11 protein-coding genes and 2 pseudogenes are annotated in these 15,303 nt (G+C 35.8%); 8 read left to right on the top strand and 5 right to left on the bottom strand.

Annotation, left to right across the window (positions count from 1 at the left end; translation table 11 throughout):
* Positions 1–232: 232 nt before the first annotated feature.
* Positions 233–664 carry a GatB/YqeY domain-containing protein gene (locus F3G75_RS00555; protein ID WP_072594244.1) on the bottom strand — a complete coding sequence of 144 codons (432 nt, stop codon included), beginning with the start codon at positions 662–664 and terminating at the stop codon, positions 233–235.
* A 30-nt stretch (positions 665–694) separates the two neighbouring features.
* A complete protein-coding gene (locus F3G75_RS00550; RefSeq protein WP_149716169.1) occupies positions 695–1,597 on the bottom strand; it encodes a Ppx/GppA phosphatase family protein in 903 nt (300 codons plus the stop codon).
* A 130-nt stretch (positions 1,598–1,727) separates the two neighbouring features.
* Here F3G75_RS00550 and F3G75_RS00545 point away from each other — a divergent pair, with 130 nt between their 5' ends.
* A complete protein-coding gene (locus F3G75_RS00545; RefSeq protein ID WP_149716168.1) occupies positions 1,728–3,266 on the top strand; it encodes an inorganic phosphate transporter in 1,539 nt (512 codons plus the stop codon).
* A gap of 103 nt (positions 3,267–3,369) precedes the next feature.
* Here F3G75_RS00545 and F3G75_RS00540 read toward each other — a convergent pair whose 3' ends face one another.
* Positions 3,370–5,943 carry an ATP-dependent Clp protease ATP-binding subunit gene (locus F3G75_RS00540; protein ID WP_149716167.1) on the bottom strand — a complete coding sequence of 858 codons (2,574 nt, stop codon included), beginning with the start codon at positions 5,941–5,943 and terminating at the stop codon, positions 3,370–3,372.
* A gap of 207 nt (positions 5,944–6,150) precedes the next feature.
* Between F3G75_RS00540 and F3G75_RS00535 the strand changes: the two genes are divergently transcribed.
* From F3G75_RS00535 to F3G75_RS00510, 6 genes are read left to right on the top strand one after another with little or no spacing between them, the layout of a single operon-like run.
* Positions 6,151–7,467 carry a S41 family peptidase gene (locus F3G75_RS00535; protein WP_410470364.1) on the top strand — a complete coding sequence of 439 codons (1,317 nt, stop codon included), beginning with the start codon at positions 6,151–6,153 and terminating at the stop codon, positions 7,465–7,467.
* A gap of 17 nt (positions 7,468–7,484) precedes the next feature.
* Positions 7,485–8,195, top strand: a complete 711-nt coding sequence (purC, locus tag F3G75_RS00530) for a phosphoribosylaminoimidazolesuccinocarboxamide synthase (RefSeq protein ID WP_149716166.1) — start codon at positions 7,485–7,487, stop codon at positions 8,193–8,195.
* Between the two features lie 8 nt (positions 8,196–8,203).
* Positions 8,204–8,440, top strand: coding sequence for a phosphoribosylformylglycinamidine synthase subunit PurS (purS, locus tag F3G75_RS00525; protein WP_103603908.1), 237 nt, complete (start codon positions 8,204–8,206; stop codon positions 8,438–8,440).
* Positions 8,437–9,102: a phosphoribosylformylglycinamidine synthase I gene (purQ, locus tag F3G75_RS00520; RefSeq protein WP_149716165.1), complete on the top strand. Its 666-nt coding sequence runs from the start codon at positions 8,437–8,439 to the stop codon at positions 9,100–9,102. Before purS ends, purQ begins: the two co-directional genes overlap by 4 nt.
* Complete coding sequence (locus F3G75_RS00515) at positions 9,096–10,391, top strand: SH3 domain-containing protein (protein WP_149716164.1); 1,296 nt, start codon at positions 9,096–9,098, stop codon at positions 10,389–10,391. Before purQ ends, F3G75_RS00515 begins: the two co-directional genes overlap by 7 nt.
* Positions 10,372–11,046: a lysophospholipid acyltransferase family protein gene (locus F3G75_RS00510; RefSeq protein ID WP_223154401.1), complete on the top strand. Its 675-nt coding sequence runs from the start codon at positions 10,372–10,374 to the stop codon at positions 11,044–11,046. Before F3G75_RS00515 ends, F3G75_RS00510 begins: the two co-directional genes overlap by 20 nt.
* A 143-nt stretch (positions 11,047–11,189) precedes the next feature.
* Here F3G75_RS00510 and F3G75_RS09545 read toward each other — a convergent pair.
* Both F3G75_RS09545 and F3G75_RS09540 read right to left on the bottom strand, forming a co-directional pair.
* A pseudogene (locus F3G75_RS09545) lies at positions 11,190–12,242 on the bottom strand (methyl-accepting chemotaxis protein); the annotation flags it as partial.
* A 27-nt stretch (positions 12,243–12,269) separates the two neighbouring features.
* Positions 12,270–13,103 (bottom strand): annotated as a pseudogene (locus F3G75_RS09540) (Cache 3/Cache 2 fusion domain-containing protein); the annotation flags it as partial.
* A 309-nt stretch (positions 13,104–13,412) separates the two neighbouring features.
* On the opposite strand from F3G75_RS09540, the gene htpG reads away from it, so the two are divergent.
* Complete coding sequence (htpG, locus tag F3G75_RS00500; protein ID WP_149716161.1) at positions 13,413–15,269, top strand: molecular chaperone HtpG; 1,857 nt, start codon at positions 13,413–13,415, stop codon at positions 15,267–15,269.
* Positions 15,270–15,303 lie beyond the last annotated feature (34 nt).

Raw genomic sequence — 15,303 nt, 5'->3', positions numbered from 1 at the left:
CAATATTTAAATTCATCTAAAAGAAAAAATAAGAAAACTAAAATAACAATTTGAAAATTATAGTTTTCAATACAAATATATAAAAAAGTTTGTATTTTACCTTTTAACATATTCATATAAGTATTATGCTTTAAAATTATCTTGTTAAAATGAAAGTCGTATTTGTTTTTTGAAAACTTACACATTTAGAAGTAAGTTTTCAAAAATTAGAAGTTTTATAAGATTGTAGATTTTAAGCCAAAAGCTCTTTTGCGATCATACTTATGCGTTTTGCTTCAGCACTTGCTCCGATCTCATCTTTTGCCATTTTCATTACAGCGCCTAAATTTTTGCCAGCTCTTTCAATAATCTTTTTTATTTTCTCTTTAAGCTCTTCATCACTTAGTTGTGCTGGCAAATATGCCTTAATAAGCTCAATCTCGCCCTGCTCTTTTTTAGCCAAATCCTCCCTAGCGCCTTTTATATAAAGCTCAACTGAGTCAGCCCTCTTTTTGATCTCTTTTTGAAGTAGTGGAAGCACGACCTCGTCGGTCATCTCGATCCTTTGATCTACTTCAACTTGCTTAAGTGCTGCATTTAGCGTTCTTAAAGTATCTCTTTTAAACTCATCTTTTGCTTTCATAGCCTCTTTTATATCAGCTAAAATTTGCTCTCTTATGCTCATTTTTTCTCCTTTAAATTTTTGAAATATTAACTAAAAATTTGTGATAATTTCTTGAAATTTTCCTTGCAGATAGGCCACCCCAACACCCTCTCTAAGCCCATCGTCAATAACTAAAAATTTTGCTTCTTGCTCGCCTAGAAGCTCCTCTAAAAGTAAGGTTCCAGCGATGAGTAGATACTTTCTGTTTCTTCCAACCGCTACGTCAGCGCTTATATCATCCATCTTTAAAAGTTCATCTACAAACCAGGCAAGATCGTCATTTTTAAGCTCAAATCCACTTACTTTTTTTGGATCATAGTTCTCGTAGTTAAGTCCAAGTCGTAACGCTGAGATAGTAGTTGGTACGCCAGAAGTCAGCACGATAAATCTATTTTTTAAACTATTTAAAAATTCTCTTGCATCTTTTGTATAAATTTTTGCATTTTCTTGCATTAAATCAAGTGTTTTAAATTTTTCAAAAAATGTAATAATGCCAAATTTAAAACTCATAAAATTTCCATCTTCACCGATCTCTGAGCTTGCTCCACCGATGTCAATGACGCTAAAATTTTCATTTATTCCAAGCTTTTTAAAAGTATTTTGAACACCCAAGAATGTAAGCTTTGCTTCAGCTTTGCCACTGATGATATGAAAATTTATGCCAAATTTCTCTCTTATCTCACTAAAAATTTCTTCGCTATTTGACGCCACCCTAAAAGCCTCAGTCGCGACTGCTATGCATTTAAATTTATCAAAATTAAATTTACTTTTAGCCTCTGCTATTGCCTCAAAGAGCCTATTTTTAGACTCATCTGCTATCTTGCCACTTTCATTTAAGCCCCTTGCAGCTCCAACTATCTTTTCATAAATTTGCTCATTACTAAAGCCATTTTGTTCTTTTTTGACAAGTGCTATGCGAAATGTGTTTGAGCCAAGATCGATCGCTATAACCAAAATTTATCCTTAAAAATTTTTGCAGATTCTAACATATGATAATTTAGTATCATTTAAAGTTGAAAAATTCTAAAAACTTTAATATTTTTCAAGATATAATCCCTATCAAAAACCTTATAAGGGGGCTTGATTGCTTCGAGATAACTTATTAGCATTTGTTATTTTTGCAATTTGTAGCGTTGGATTTTTCGTTTGGGGCTATCAATACATCCCGACAAATAACTACTTTTTATTCTTGATCGCCGGCATGTTTGGTCTTTTTATGGCCTTTAATATCGGTGGAAATGACGTTGCAAACAGCTTTGGCACAAGCGTTGGCGCTAAGACTCTTACGCTTAAGCAAGCTCTCATCATCGCAGCCATTTTTGAGCTTAGCGGTGCGATATTTGCAGGATCAGAGGTTACAAATACGATTAGAAACGAGATCGTGAAATTTCCAAGCGATCTAAATCCGATGAAATTTGTCATCATCATGATCTCAGCCCTTCTTAGCTCTGGTCTTTGGCTCTTTTACGCATCTAAAAAAGGTCTACCAGTCTCAACCACCCACTCGATTGTCGGTGGCATCGTTGGTGCAGGACTTGCTATGGGTTTTATGATAAAAGATCCAGAGCCATTTAGCATGGTCTCATGGAGCGAGATCGGCAGGATCGCCGTAAGTTGGGTTATCTCACCACTACTTGGCGGCGTGATGTCTTACATAATATTTGGCTACGTAAAAAGTAAGATTATTGAGCCAACACATGAGCTCAAAATGAATCTAAAAGCGCTAAAGACTGAGAGAAAAGCATATAAAGAAAGCTTTATAAAGGCACTAAAAACAAAGCCGGCTGAGGAGCAAATAGCTACTCTTTCAAAGATCGCAGTTATCGACGAGGACGAGATCGAAACCACTGAATACAGCGAGTACCGCTCAAAAATTCGCATTATGAAAGACGGCGAAAAAGAGATAGACACTTTTAAAGCGATGAAAAAGCATATCCCAATTATCGCTGGATTTGCAGCAATGGTGATCTCGTCAATGATGCTTTTTAAAGGGCTTGAGCATATAAATTTAGCCTTTAGCATCATCCAAACTATCTGGATCATCTTCGTCATCGGTGCTCTGGCGTATCTTGCAAGCCTTGCTATCATAAATGTCATGAGCAAAAACGATAGCGAAAAGAGTATCAATAGAATTTTCTCATGGTTTCAAATTTTTACCGCTTCATCTTTTGCGTTTTCACACGGAGCAAACGACATCGCAAACGCAGTTGGACCATTTGCTGCTGTGCTTGATGTGTTAAAAACTGGCTCTATAAACGAAAGCTCGCCCATACCAAGCATCGCAATGGTAACCTTTGGAATTTCGCTTGTCGTTGGACTTTGGTTTTTAGGCAAAGAGGTGATCACTACTATCGGCTCAAAACTAGCTGAAATTTTACCTACGACCGGCTTTAGCGCTGAGCTTGCCTCAAGTATCGTCATACTTCTAGCCACAAAGCTTGGCATACCAGTTAGCTCGACGCATATCCTAATAGGTGCAGTTTTAGGCATCGGCATCGTAAATAAAAATGCAAACTGGAAAATGGTAAGACCAATCATTCTTGCTTGGCTCATCACACTTCCTGCTGCTGCTATCTCATCAGCTATATTTTATTTTGCCCTTGCTAAATTTTTAGGCGTTTAGATATATTTTTAAATAACGAAAACCGCCCTATTTTTAGATATTTTTTGTATAAATTTATATGAAGGCTTGGCAAGTTGATCCAACCTGCCAAGTAAATTTGAAGTTATTTTTTCTTAATGATGATCTTCTCGCCGTCGCTATCAATGGTGATCTCATCGCCACTTTCAAGCTCATCTTTTAAGATCATATCAGCGATCTTGTCTTCAACTAGCTCATAAAGCGCTCTTCTAAGAGGTCTTGCACCATAAACTATGTCAAAGCCAGCTTTTGCGATAAATTTCTTAGCTTCTTCGCTTAAAACTGCCTTGATACCGCGGTTGTGAAGAGTTTTTTCAAGCTCTTTAAACATGATCTCAACGATAGAGATTAGGCCTTGCTCATTTAGAGGGTTAAAGATGATAGTATCATCAAGCCTATTTAAAAACTCAGGTTTAAAGTAGTTTTTAAGCTCGTTTTTAACAGCCACATCACGATCTTCGCCCTTTAGCTCCATTATGAAATTTGAAGCAATGTTTGAAGTTAAAATAATGATAGTGTTTTTAAAATCAACTGTTACACCTTTGTTATCAGTCGCACGTCCGTCATCTAAAATTCCCAAAAGTATGTTAAATACATCTTTGTGAGCCTTTTCAACCTCGTCAAAAAGTATGACTGAGTAAGGTCTTCTACGAACTGCCTCTGTTAGCTGACCGCCTTCATCGTAGCCCACATATCCTGGAGGCGCACCAAGAAGCCTGCTCACGCTATGTTTTTCCATATATTCGCTCATATCAAAGCGGATAAGCGCCTTTTCATCATCAAATAAAAATTTAGCCAAAGCCTTAGCAGACTGAGTTTTACCAACGCCCGTTGGTCCAAGAAATAAAAACGAACCAATTGGCCTTTGACCTTCATTCAGCCCTGCTTTATTTCTTTTTACAGCACGTGCAAGTGCGTGTAGTGCGTCATCTTGACCGACAACGCTCTCTCTTAGATGCTCTTCGATGCGCAGATATTTCTCTTTTTCACTTGTTAGCATCTTCTTAACTGAAATTCCAGTCCATTTGCTCAAAATTTCAGCTACAAGCTCTTCATCGACTTGGTTTTTAAGAAGCACGCCCTCTTTTTTCATGCTTTCCCATTTTTCTTCAAGCTCGTGTTTGTGCTTTTTAGCATCTGCTATCTTGCCATATTCTATCTCGGCAGCCTTTTGAAGATCGCCATTTCTTTTTGCTATCTCAGCTTGTGATTTTAAGCTATCGATCTCTTTTGTTGCTTTTGAAATTCCGCCAAAAACAGCCTTTTCGTTTTCAAATTTAGTATCAAGTGCTAGCTTTTTCTCATTTAGATCAGCTATCTCTTTTTCGATCTCGCCAAGTCTTTCTTTATTTTTATCCGCATCCTCCATCTTTAGAGCTTCTTTTTCTACTTGAAGCGTTACGATCTCGCGTTTTATCTTTGAAAGCTCATATGGCTCGCTCTCTATTTGCATCTTAAGCTCAGCTGCTGCCTCATCTATAAGGTCGATCGCTTTATCTGGCAAGAAGCGGTTTGCGATGTAGCGGTCACTTAACCTTGCTGCGGCAACTAGCGCGCTATCTGTTATCGTGATGCCGTGATGAACTTCAAGACGCTCTTTTATACCACGTAAAATTTGAAGTGCCTCATTTACGCTTGGCTCTTTAACGTCTATTGGCTGAAAACGTCTTTGAAGTGCTGCATCTTTTTCAAAGTATTTTCTATACTCTTTTAATGTCGTAGCACCAACAGCGTGAAGCTCACCACGTGCAAGAGCTGGTTTTAGGATATTTGCAGCATCCATTCCGCCCTCGCTCGCACCAGCTCCAACTATGGTGTGAATTTCATCTATAAAAAGTATGATATTGCCAGCTTTTTTTACCTCGTCAATAACTGCTTTTAGCCTATCTTCAAACTCACCTCTATACTTTGCGCCAGCTACAACTGCGCTCATATCAAGCGCGATAACACGCTTGTTTGCAAGGCTTGTTGGTACGTCACGAGCCACTATCTTTTGAGCCAAGCCCTCAACGATAGCTGTTTTACCAACACCTGGCTCGCCTAATAATATAGGGTTGTTTTTGCTCTTTCTTATTAAAATTTGCATCATTCTAGTGATCTCTTCATCACGGCCAATGACTGGATCAAGCTCCTTATTTAGGGCTTTTTGCGTTAGATCGACACCAAATTTCTCTAAGCTATCAAGAGTATCATCGCCAGTTTGGCTATCTATCTTTTTACCACCTCTTATGCTCTCAAGGTTCTTTTTGATCTCTAAGATATCGCAAAATTTGCTTAAAATTTGTTTGATCTCACTAAGTTCAAGAGATGAGATGATCCATGTATCAACAGCTATGTAGCTATCGCCCATACTTACCATCAACGCTTTTGCATTTTCAAGAGAATTTATAAGCTCTCTTGAAACTGAAACATTATCTTTTGTAACGTTTGAGCTACTTGGAAGTGAAGAAATTTTACTTTTTACTTCAAGCTCGACAGCATCTTTACTTACATTCATTTTATTAAACACTTGGTTTAAAATAGAATTACTATCTGCAAGCAAAGCCCAAAAAATATGAAGCGGAACAACTTGCGGATTTTTAGAAAATATCGCTAAACTAATACCTTTTTCAAGAGTTTCTTGCATCTGAGCTGTTAAATTTTCTGTTATATCAGCCATTAAATCTCCTTGGATTATTTTATATGGTTGCCATTATATAACTTTAGTCTTATATTGTCAAGTATTTTTATAACACTTGTCACTCTTTTTATTTAATTGCTAAAATTCGCTGTTATAAATTTGTATCAAAAACTATCCAAAAGCAAAAATATAAGCTTAAATTTATACTTTTTTTAGCCAAAAGCTAATAGAATTGAGCCAAAAATTATAGGAGAAATTTTGAATAAATTTAGTAGATTTTTTGCACTAAAAATTACAGGTGCTTTGCTTATTTCAAGCGTAGCAGTGAATGCACTTTTTGCAAAGAGTGAAGACGAAGCAAGTGCGAAGCTTGAAGCACTTTCAAAGCTTACAAAAACAATTTCAACTGTTGAAAAATACTATGTTGATGACATTAAATTTAAAGAGATCATCGATAAAGCCATTGCTGGTTTAATGCAAAATTTAGATGCCCACTCAAGTTTTTTAAATGAAAAAGCCTACAAAGATATGCAGGTGCAAACAAGTGGAGAATTTGGTGGCCTTGGCATAACAGTTGGCATGAAAGATAGCGCACTAACCGTTATTTCACCGATAGAAGATACCCCAGCTGATAAAGCAGGTATAAAATCAGGCGACATTATCTTAAGGATCGATGGCAACTCAACTATCGGCACAACGATAGATGAAGCTGTAAATAAAATGCGCGGCAAGCCAAAAACTCCAATAACTATCACAATTTTGCGAAAAGGTGAGCAAAAACCATTTGATGTAAAAATAATAAGAGATCTTATAAAGGTTGAGTCTGTCTATGCAAAAATGATAGAAAACGATAACATCCTTTATATACGCGTCACAAATTTTGACAAAAACGTCGTTACAAAGGTAAAAGAAGCAATCAAAGAATATCCAAAAGCAAGTGGCATCATACTTGATCTTAGAAATAATCCTGGCGGACTTTTAAATCAAGCTGTCGATCTAGTGGATCTTTTTGTAGATAACGGCGTCATCGTCTCTCAAAAAGGTCGCGACGCATCTGAAAATGTAGAGTATAAAGCAAGTGCGAGTAAAACTCTTTCAAAACTACCACTTGTTGCACTAGTAAATGGCGGAAGTGCTAGTGCTAGCGAGATCGTAAGCGGCTCACTTCAAGATCATAAACGTGCTGTAATAATTGGCGAAAATACCTTTGGCAAAGGAAGTGTTCAAGTAATCCTTCCGATAGATGACACCGAAGCACTAAGACTAACTATCGCAAGATACTATTTGCCAAGTGGCAGAACTATCCAAGCAGTTGGCGTAACACCTGATGTAGTCGTGCATCCTGGTAAAGTGCCACAAAGTGACGACAGTGCATTTAGCATCAAAGAGAGTGAGCTAAAAGCACACCTAAAAAGCGAGCTAAACAAGATAAATCCTACAAGCGAGGGCAATAAAACTGAAGCAAAAGATGATAAAAAGATAATCACGCAAAAAAAAGTCGATGAAGATATTCAATTAAAAACAGCGATTGATACGATCAAAATTTTAAAAATAAAACAATAAATTAGAAGGAGATCTCCATGCAAAAAAGAGAACTTATTTACGAGGGAAAAGGTAAAAAAATGTATGCCACAGACGATGCAAATCTGCTTGTGGCTGAATTTAAAGACGATCTAACAGCATTTGATGCTCAAAAAAGAGGCAACGAAGCTGGTAAAGGCGCATTAAATAATAAAATTTCAACACAGCTTTTTAAGCTTTTGGAGAGTAAAGGCATCGTGACTGACCTAGTTGAGACTATTAGCGACACTGAACAAGTAGTCAAAAAATGCGAGATCATACCTCTTGAAGTTGTTGTGAGAAATATCGCAACTGGCTCACTAAGCAAAAGACTTGGTATAAAAGAAGGCACAGTTTTACCTTTTACTCTCGTTGAGTTTTACTACAAAAATGATGATTTGCACGATCCATTAGTAACAGATGAGCACTGTATCATTATGGGATTAGTAAAGAGTGAAAAAGATCTTCAAATGCTAAGACACACAGCAAGAGAGATCAACTCTATATTATTTAAATTTTTTGCCGAAAGAGATCTAAAACTAGTTGATTTTAAAATAGAATTTGGTATTGATAAAGACGGCAATATCATTCTAGCTGATGAGATAAGCCCTGATAGTTGTAGATTCTGGGATGCTAAGACCAATGAAAAACTTGACAAAGATAGATTTAGACAAGATCTTGGTAGCGTAAAAGTCGCTTACGAAGAAGTTTTAAGAAGAATTTTATCGTAAGGACAAAAATGAAAGCTGTTGTAAATATAGCATTAAGAAGTGGGGTCCTTGACCCTGCTGGCAAAGCAGTGGAGCATGCTTTAAATTCTCTTGGATTTAGCGGTGTATCAAATGTCAGAATAGGCAAACAAATCGTTTTAGATATAGATGAGAGTGATAAAACTAAAGCAAATGAGCAACTAAAAGTGATGTGCGAAGAGCTTTTAGCAAATACCGTCATCGAAGACTATGAGATCGTGCTATGAAAGTAGCGATAATACTTTTTCCTGGCACAAACTGCGAAGAAGACACAGCTCACGCTTTTAAGCTGCTTGGTTGCCAAACGCAGATCATCTGGCACAAAGAAGATAAAATAGATGCTGATCTAGTCGTTTTACCTGGTGGTTTTAGCTACGGCGACTATCTAAGAACAGCTGCGATAGCTAAATTTAGCCCAGCTATGCAGGCCGTAAAAGAGCATGCGAAAAAAGGCGGCTATATCTTGGGAATTTGCAATGGTTTTCAGATGCTTCTTGAGCTTGGGCTTTTAAAAGGTGCTATGAGAAGAAATGAAAATTTAAATTTCGTCTCAAAATATCACCATCTAAAAGTGATCTCAAATAACAATAAATTCCTGGCAAATTTAACCAAAAATGAAGTAGTGAATATACCTATCGCCCACGGAGAAGGAAACTACTACACTGACGAAAATACGCTAAAAAGCCTATATGACAATGAGCAAGTGCTGCTAAAATATTGCGATGCTAAAGGCAACGAAATAAATCCAAACGGCTCAGTCGATAGCATAGCAGGAATTTGTGATGAGAACAAAAAGATTTTTGGCCTTATGCCTCATCCTGAGCGTGCTTGTGAGAAAATTTTAGGTACAGATGATGGTATGAAGATGCTAAAAGGTCTAGTTTGGTAAAACATTTTCTTTTTATCTCCCTACTCGTACTAAATTTATTTGCTGTAAATACCGACGAGGTAAGCGTTTTTGACATGATGGACGAAGTTAGGGAGGATAAATTTGTAAATAGCCCTACTTCAAATCCAAAAACTCAAAAACCACCAAAAGAACAAGATTTTTCAAGAAAATTTGTATCACCACAGCCAGAACGTATCACTCCAGAGCAGATGCGAAACATCGTGCCAACAAACGAGCCAGATATTAGCGTTCCAGACAATCAAGTATATGACAAGATCAAAGTAAAAGAGCTTCTTTTAAAAGCCACAAATGTACCAAAAAATGTTGTTATAGGAGAAATTTTTAGTGTTGAGATAGTGGCTGATACACAAAATGACTTTGAGTTTGAGTTTGAGACACAGCTTGATGAAACAAATATCAAATGGCTAAATAAGAAAAATTTTCAATGGGTAAAAAGTGAAGACAACAAATATGTAAGTACTTTTTATCTTGAGGCTACAAGCATTGACGCAAAGACTTTAAAAGTTAGCTTAACCCTAAAAAGAAATGGCGAAAACTATCAGAGCTCAAGCATAAACATCTTTTTGCCGAAGTTAAAAGAGCTTAGAAGTGATGAGAACTACAACCATATCGTGGCTGATAATCTTGAAGTTAAGAAATTTAAGACAACAAAATTTGATGATATAAACAATATCATGGTTGTAGAAATTTATGGCAAAAATGTCGATCTAAGCGCCTTTAATATTGAAAATAAAACGATATTAAAGCAAGGCGTAGATACGATAAATGGCGACTTTAACTCACAAAGTGCATATTATTTTGCAGTATTTAAGCCAAATAAAAAATCGCTTGACTTTAACTACTACAACCTAAAAAAGGCTAAATTTGAAAGCTTTTCTTTGCCAGTGAGTGTCGAAGATGACGATGTCAGCACACAAATCGGACTAAACCCAAAACAAAGCGAGTTTAGCACCTATAAAGATGTCACGATCTACTCTTGTGCGGTAATTTTTATATTATTAGCTATTTGGCGCAGAAGGCTTAGCTACTTTTTCGTAGCAACCATTTTTATAGCACTTGGAATTTATACCTACAACCCTTTTGGTAAGGCTGTTCTAAAACCAGATATTAGCGTTTCGATCTTGCCTACAAAAAACTCAACCATCTTTTACACATCCCGTAAAAATGAAAATATAGAAATTTTAGACACGAAAGATGACTACTCAAAAATTTTATTTGCTGATGGTAAGATTGGCTGGGTAAAAAAGGATAATCTTGTCAAAAATTAGAGCTTTATTTTTTGCTATTGAGTTTGTTATTAGCGTTATTCTTGTCGTCTTTTTTATGTGGCTATTTAATGATAAAAATAGAGCCATAAGAAAATTTTGGGGAAGATCGCAAAGGTTTTTTGGTGGATATAAACTTGAAGTGATAGGCAATTTTAGTGATGAAGCAAATATCTTGCTCATAAACCACCAAAGCATGCTTGATATCATCGTCATCGAAGAGCTTCACCCAAAAAATGTCTGCTGGATCGCAAAGGCACAGATCGGTAAAATTCCTATAATTGGTAAAATTTTGAGCCTGCCAAAGATGATAGCAGTTGAGCGTGAAAATAAGCACTCTTTAATAAAACTTTTAAAAGAGGCTAAAGATAGAGTTGAAAATGGTCGTGTTTTAGCTATTTTTCCTGAAGGAACAAGATCACAAACTAACAAGCTTTTGCCTTTTAAGGGTGGCGCAAAACTACTAGTTGAAAAGCTAAATTTAAAAGTTCAGCCTATCGTAATCGTTGGAAGTGACGCTTTGAAAGTAAAGGAGTTTAGCTTTAAAAAAGCAGATATTAAAATATTTTGTCTTGATCTAGTAGATACTTCAAAAGAAAACTGGCTAGAGGCAACTAGAGAGAGTATGCAAAAAGTCCTAGACGAAAATAGAAAATAAATTTAGTTTTGCAAATTTGCAAAACCCCTACTCTATAACATTATCTATAAAAATTTGACTTTATATACTAGAAATTTTATCAATAAATTTAAAAAGGTCTAGCGGGAGCTAGACCTAAAAATATTAGTTTTGCAGATAAGTTCTTAAGTTCTAAAGACACTAAGTTTTGAATTTAATGCATCTGTCATCTTGTTTAGATGTTCTGCCGCTGAAGCTATCTCTTCGACACTTCTAGCATTTTCAGATGAAATTTGGTTGATATTTGAGATGCCTTCCATGATTTCATTTACATTTTTACCAGTTGCGATGTAGTCTTGCATAGTCTTATCAGACATTGCTATAGCGTTATTCATTGTCTCACTCATAACATTTATAGTTTTTTCAACATCGCTTGCCACGTGAGTTAGCTCTTGGATCTGCTTAGAGTTGATACCCATTTGCTCGCTACTATCATTGATCGCTTGGACAATGACGTTAATAGTAGCATTTATCTCAGTTAAACTCTTTTGAGTCCTCTCAGCTAGCTGTCTAACTTCATCAGCAACAACGGCAAAGCCACGTCCATGCTCACCTGCTCTTGCAGCCTCAATAGCTGCGTTAAGTGCAAGTAAATTTGTCTGATCAGCTATATCATTGATAACAACAAGAACTGATTTTACCTGCTCGGCATCACGGCTAAGCTGATCGATCTTATCAGCCATTTGATTTTCTACATTAGCTGAATCAATAATCTGCGCTGATAGCGATCTTATAGCTTCAGTTGCCGTTTTTATATGTGTGCTTGCTTTTTGAAGATCGTCTTTGCCAGCTTGAGCTACCGCTAAAGATTCTTTCATATTTTCTTGCATTACTTTACATCTTTGATTTGTCTCTTCTACTATTTCAGTTGATTTTTCTACACGTTTGCCTGTCTGAAGAGATGTAGAACTAAGCTCATTTGCAACGGAGCTATTTTCGCTTGAAAGGTGCTTTGTATCACTTATTAATATTCTTATTCTTTCAATAAAATCATTTATATCTTTACTTATCTTAGCTATCTCGTCTTTACCATAAATAGGAATTTTAATTGTAAAATCAGATGTTATCGCATTTAAATTTGTTCCTAGTCTATCAATAGGATTTGCAACCATCTTTTTAAGTAAGAGCATCGAAACAGCTATCAAAAGCAAGGTAACTATGATACTTGCTATGATGAAATTTTTACTAACTACTTTTAGTGGTGTTAAAAAATCATCAGTAACAGCTGAACCTAAAACCATCCAGTCTAGTTTATCAAATGACTCAAAAGCAACTATGCAGTCAACCCCATCAATTATAATAGGCTCAATACCTTTTCCTTTTTTAACAATATTATCCATAGTAGTTTTTAATTCGCTACTTAGCTCTTGATTTGTCTTGGTTGGATGAAAGTCAAATTTGCCAGTTTTAGTATTGTAAAGAGAAAAATATCCATGCTTACCAAGTTTCATCTCAGAAAAAGTCTTTTTCATATTGTTTAATCCCTCGGTAGGATCATAACCAACAAATAAAATTCCTATTACCTCGTTATTTTCAATAATAGGATCATAAATACTCATATAGTTGCGTCCAAATAAATTTACAACACCTATATACCTCTCTTTATTCATGATATTTTTATAGGCTTGACCGTTTTTGTCAATCATCGTACCAACAGCTCTACTACCATCAGCCTTCGTCACCGATGTACTAACTCTTAAAAAATTATCACCCGATTTTGCAAAAATGGTTGAAATTCCGCCTTTTGTAGCGTTATTAAATTTATCTAGAATATCGTAGTTATTGTTTAAAATACCATTTTGAGATATTAGTTCTATCGCCTCGTATTTGTCAGTTTTGCTCATCTGGTGATTAGTTGAAATTTTTCCAATCATCTCTTTAAAAACACTCATTATTAGCTCTGCACTACTTACATTATCTTTTTCAAATAATTTAACCGTATTCATAGCAAGCTGGACGTTTTGTTCTACTGTTGTAAGCACACCATCTTTTATCTCGCGCTCTAAAATATTTGATGTATATACAACAAAACAAGTCATAGATACTGCCAAAACCGTAGCAATCGTTGCTGAAACTTTTACCAAAATGCTTCGTAAATTCATTTTGTCTCCTTTTTCTAAAAATTTTCGCCTTGATTATAGTACTATTTTAAATAAACTTTATACAAGAATGCATAATTAATAATAATTAATAAATTATCATTATTATTTTATTCATAAACTATAACTTTTTTGAAATCATTTTAAAAAATTAATTTAAAAACCTTGATAGTAATGCTATCAAGGTTAAGTATATTTTTATCACTTTGTGTTATAATCTGCCAAAAATTTTAAAACAAGGAAAGAAAAATGGCAGATAAATTTGAATTTCAAACCGAGGTCAATGACCTTTTAAATTTGATGATCCACTCTCTTTACTCAAACAAAGAGATATTTTTAAGAGAGCTCATCTCAAACTCAAATGACGCTCTTGACAAGCTAAACTACCTTTGCTTGACCGATGAAAAATATAAAAACTTAAGCTACACTCCGAGGATCGACATCAAAGTAGATGAGAAAGCTAAGACTTTAACCATCAGCGACAATGGTATCGGCATGGATAAGGACGAGCTCATCGCAAATTTAGGTACCATCGCAAGAAGTGGCACAAAAGGTTTTATGAAAAATTTAAGCGGCGATGCCAAAAAAGATAGCTCGCTGATCGGTCAGTTTGGTGTTGGCTTTTACTCAGCATTTATGGTGGCAAACAAGATCGAGGTCATAAGCAAACGAGCACTTAGCGACAAAGCCTATAAATGGACATCTGATGCAAAAAGCTATGAGATCGAAGACACCCAAAAAGATAACTTTGGAACGGACATCATCTTGCATTTAAACGATGATGAGTTTGCAAATTCTTGGCGTATAGAAGAGATAGTCAAGAAGTATTCAAATCACATTCCTTATCCTATTTTTATGGATAAAGAGAACTATGTCGCTCCAAAAGAAGGCGAAAAAGAGGGCTCTTATGAGACCAAAAATGAGCAGATAAACAAGGCAAATGCGCTTTGGAGGCTAAATAAAGCTAGCCTAAAAGAGCAAGATTACAACGACTTTTATAAGCAAATTTCACACGATAGTAGCGATCCGCTCCTTTACATACACACAAAAGCTGAGGGCAAGATCGAGTATTCAACTCTATTTTATGTGCCAAGCACCGAGCCGTTTGATCTATTTAGGGTTGATTATCAAAGTGGCGTGAAACTCTATGTGAAAAGAGTCTTTATCACAGATGATGCAAAAGAACTCTTGCCGCCATATTTAAGATTCATCAAGGGTATCATTGATGTTGAGGATCTACCATTAAATGTAAGCCGTGAAATTTTACAAGAAAATGCGATCATGAGAAGCGTCAAAGAGCAAAGCGTGAAGAAAATTTTAAGCGAGCTTGCAAAGCTAAAAGATAACGATCGTGAAAAATACATAAAATTTTACAAACTATTTGGCAAGGTTTTAAAAGAGGGACTTTACGGCTTTAACGCTGAAAAAGAGCAAATTTTAGATCTTTGTCTATTTAAAAGCTCAAAAAGAGATGATTTAGTTAGCCTAAAAGAGTACAAAGAGGCAATGAAAGATGATCAAAAGTCGATCTATTATATCAGTGGCAATAACGAAAGTATGCTAAGAAATTCGCCACTTCTAGAAAGCTTTAAGAAAAATGATATTGAGGTGCTCATTATGGACGAAGAGATCGATACGATCGTTATGCCAATGGTCAATGAATTTGACAAAACTCCTATAAAATCTATCTCGCACGCTGATATCAATGACGAGATAAAAAGCGATGAAAAAGTAGATGAGAGTAAAGTCGCAAACACACTCGTTAAAATGAAAGAAATTTTAAAAGATGAAGTTAAAGACGTCAAGCTTAGCTCAAGACTCTCAAGCTCTGCTGCGGTGCTTATCTATGATAAAAACGATCCTGATTACGCTATGCAAGAGATGCTAAAACAAATGGGACAAGGTGCAAACGCTCCAAAAGTTAAGCCTATCTTAGAGATCAATGCTGATCATGAAATTTTTGCAAAACTAGAGAAGAATGAGGCTATGATTTATGACATTGCGCCTTTACTTCTTGATATGGCAAGGCTAAATGAGGGCATGAGCCTAGAAAATCCAGCTAAATTTTCAGAGCTACTAACGAAAGTTATGCTAAAAGCTATCTAAAATTATAAAGCCCAAGAGAAATTTTGGGCTTTAT

It is taken from the genome of Campylobacter concisus (genome assembly GCF_902460705.1).
GTDB classification, from domain to species: domain Bacteria; phylum Campylobacterota; class Campylobacteria; order Campylobacterales; family Campylobacteraceae; genus Campylobacter_A; species Campylobacter_A concisus_Z.
This window is presented reverse-complemented; position numbering and strand designations above follow the sequence as displayed.

Bases quoted from the DNA above. Each gene is read 5' to 3' on its own strand.
- F3G75_RS00555 (WP_072594244.1), bottom strand. From the start codon at position 664: ATGAGCATAAGAGAGCAAATTTTAGCTGATATAAAAGAGGCTATGAAA.
- F3G75_RS00540 (WP_149716167.1), bottom strand. From the start codon at position 5,943: ATGGCTGATATAACAGAAAATTTAACAGCTCAGATGCAAGAAACTCTT.
- purC (WP_149716166.1), top strand. From the start codon at position 7,485: ATGCAAAAAAGAGAACTTATTTACGAGGGAAAAGGTAAAAAAATGTAT.
- purS (WP_103603908.1), top strand. From the start codon at position 8,204: ATGAAAGCTGTTGTAAATATAGCATTAAGAAGTGGGGTCCTTGACCCT.
- purQ (WP_149716165.1), top strand. From the start codon at position 8,437: ATGAAAGTAGCGATAATACTTTTTCCTGGCACAAACTGCGAAGAAGAC.
- htpG (WP_149716161.1), top strand. From the start codon at position 13,413: ATGGCAGATAAATTTGAATTTCAAACCGAGGTCAATGACCTTTTAAAT.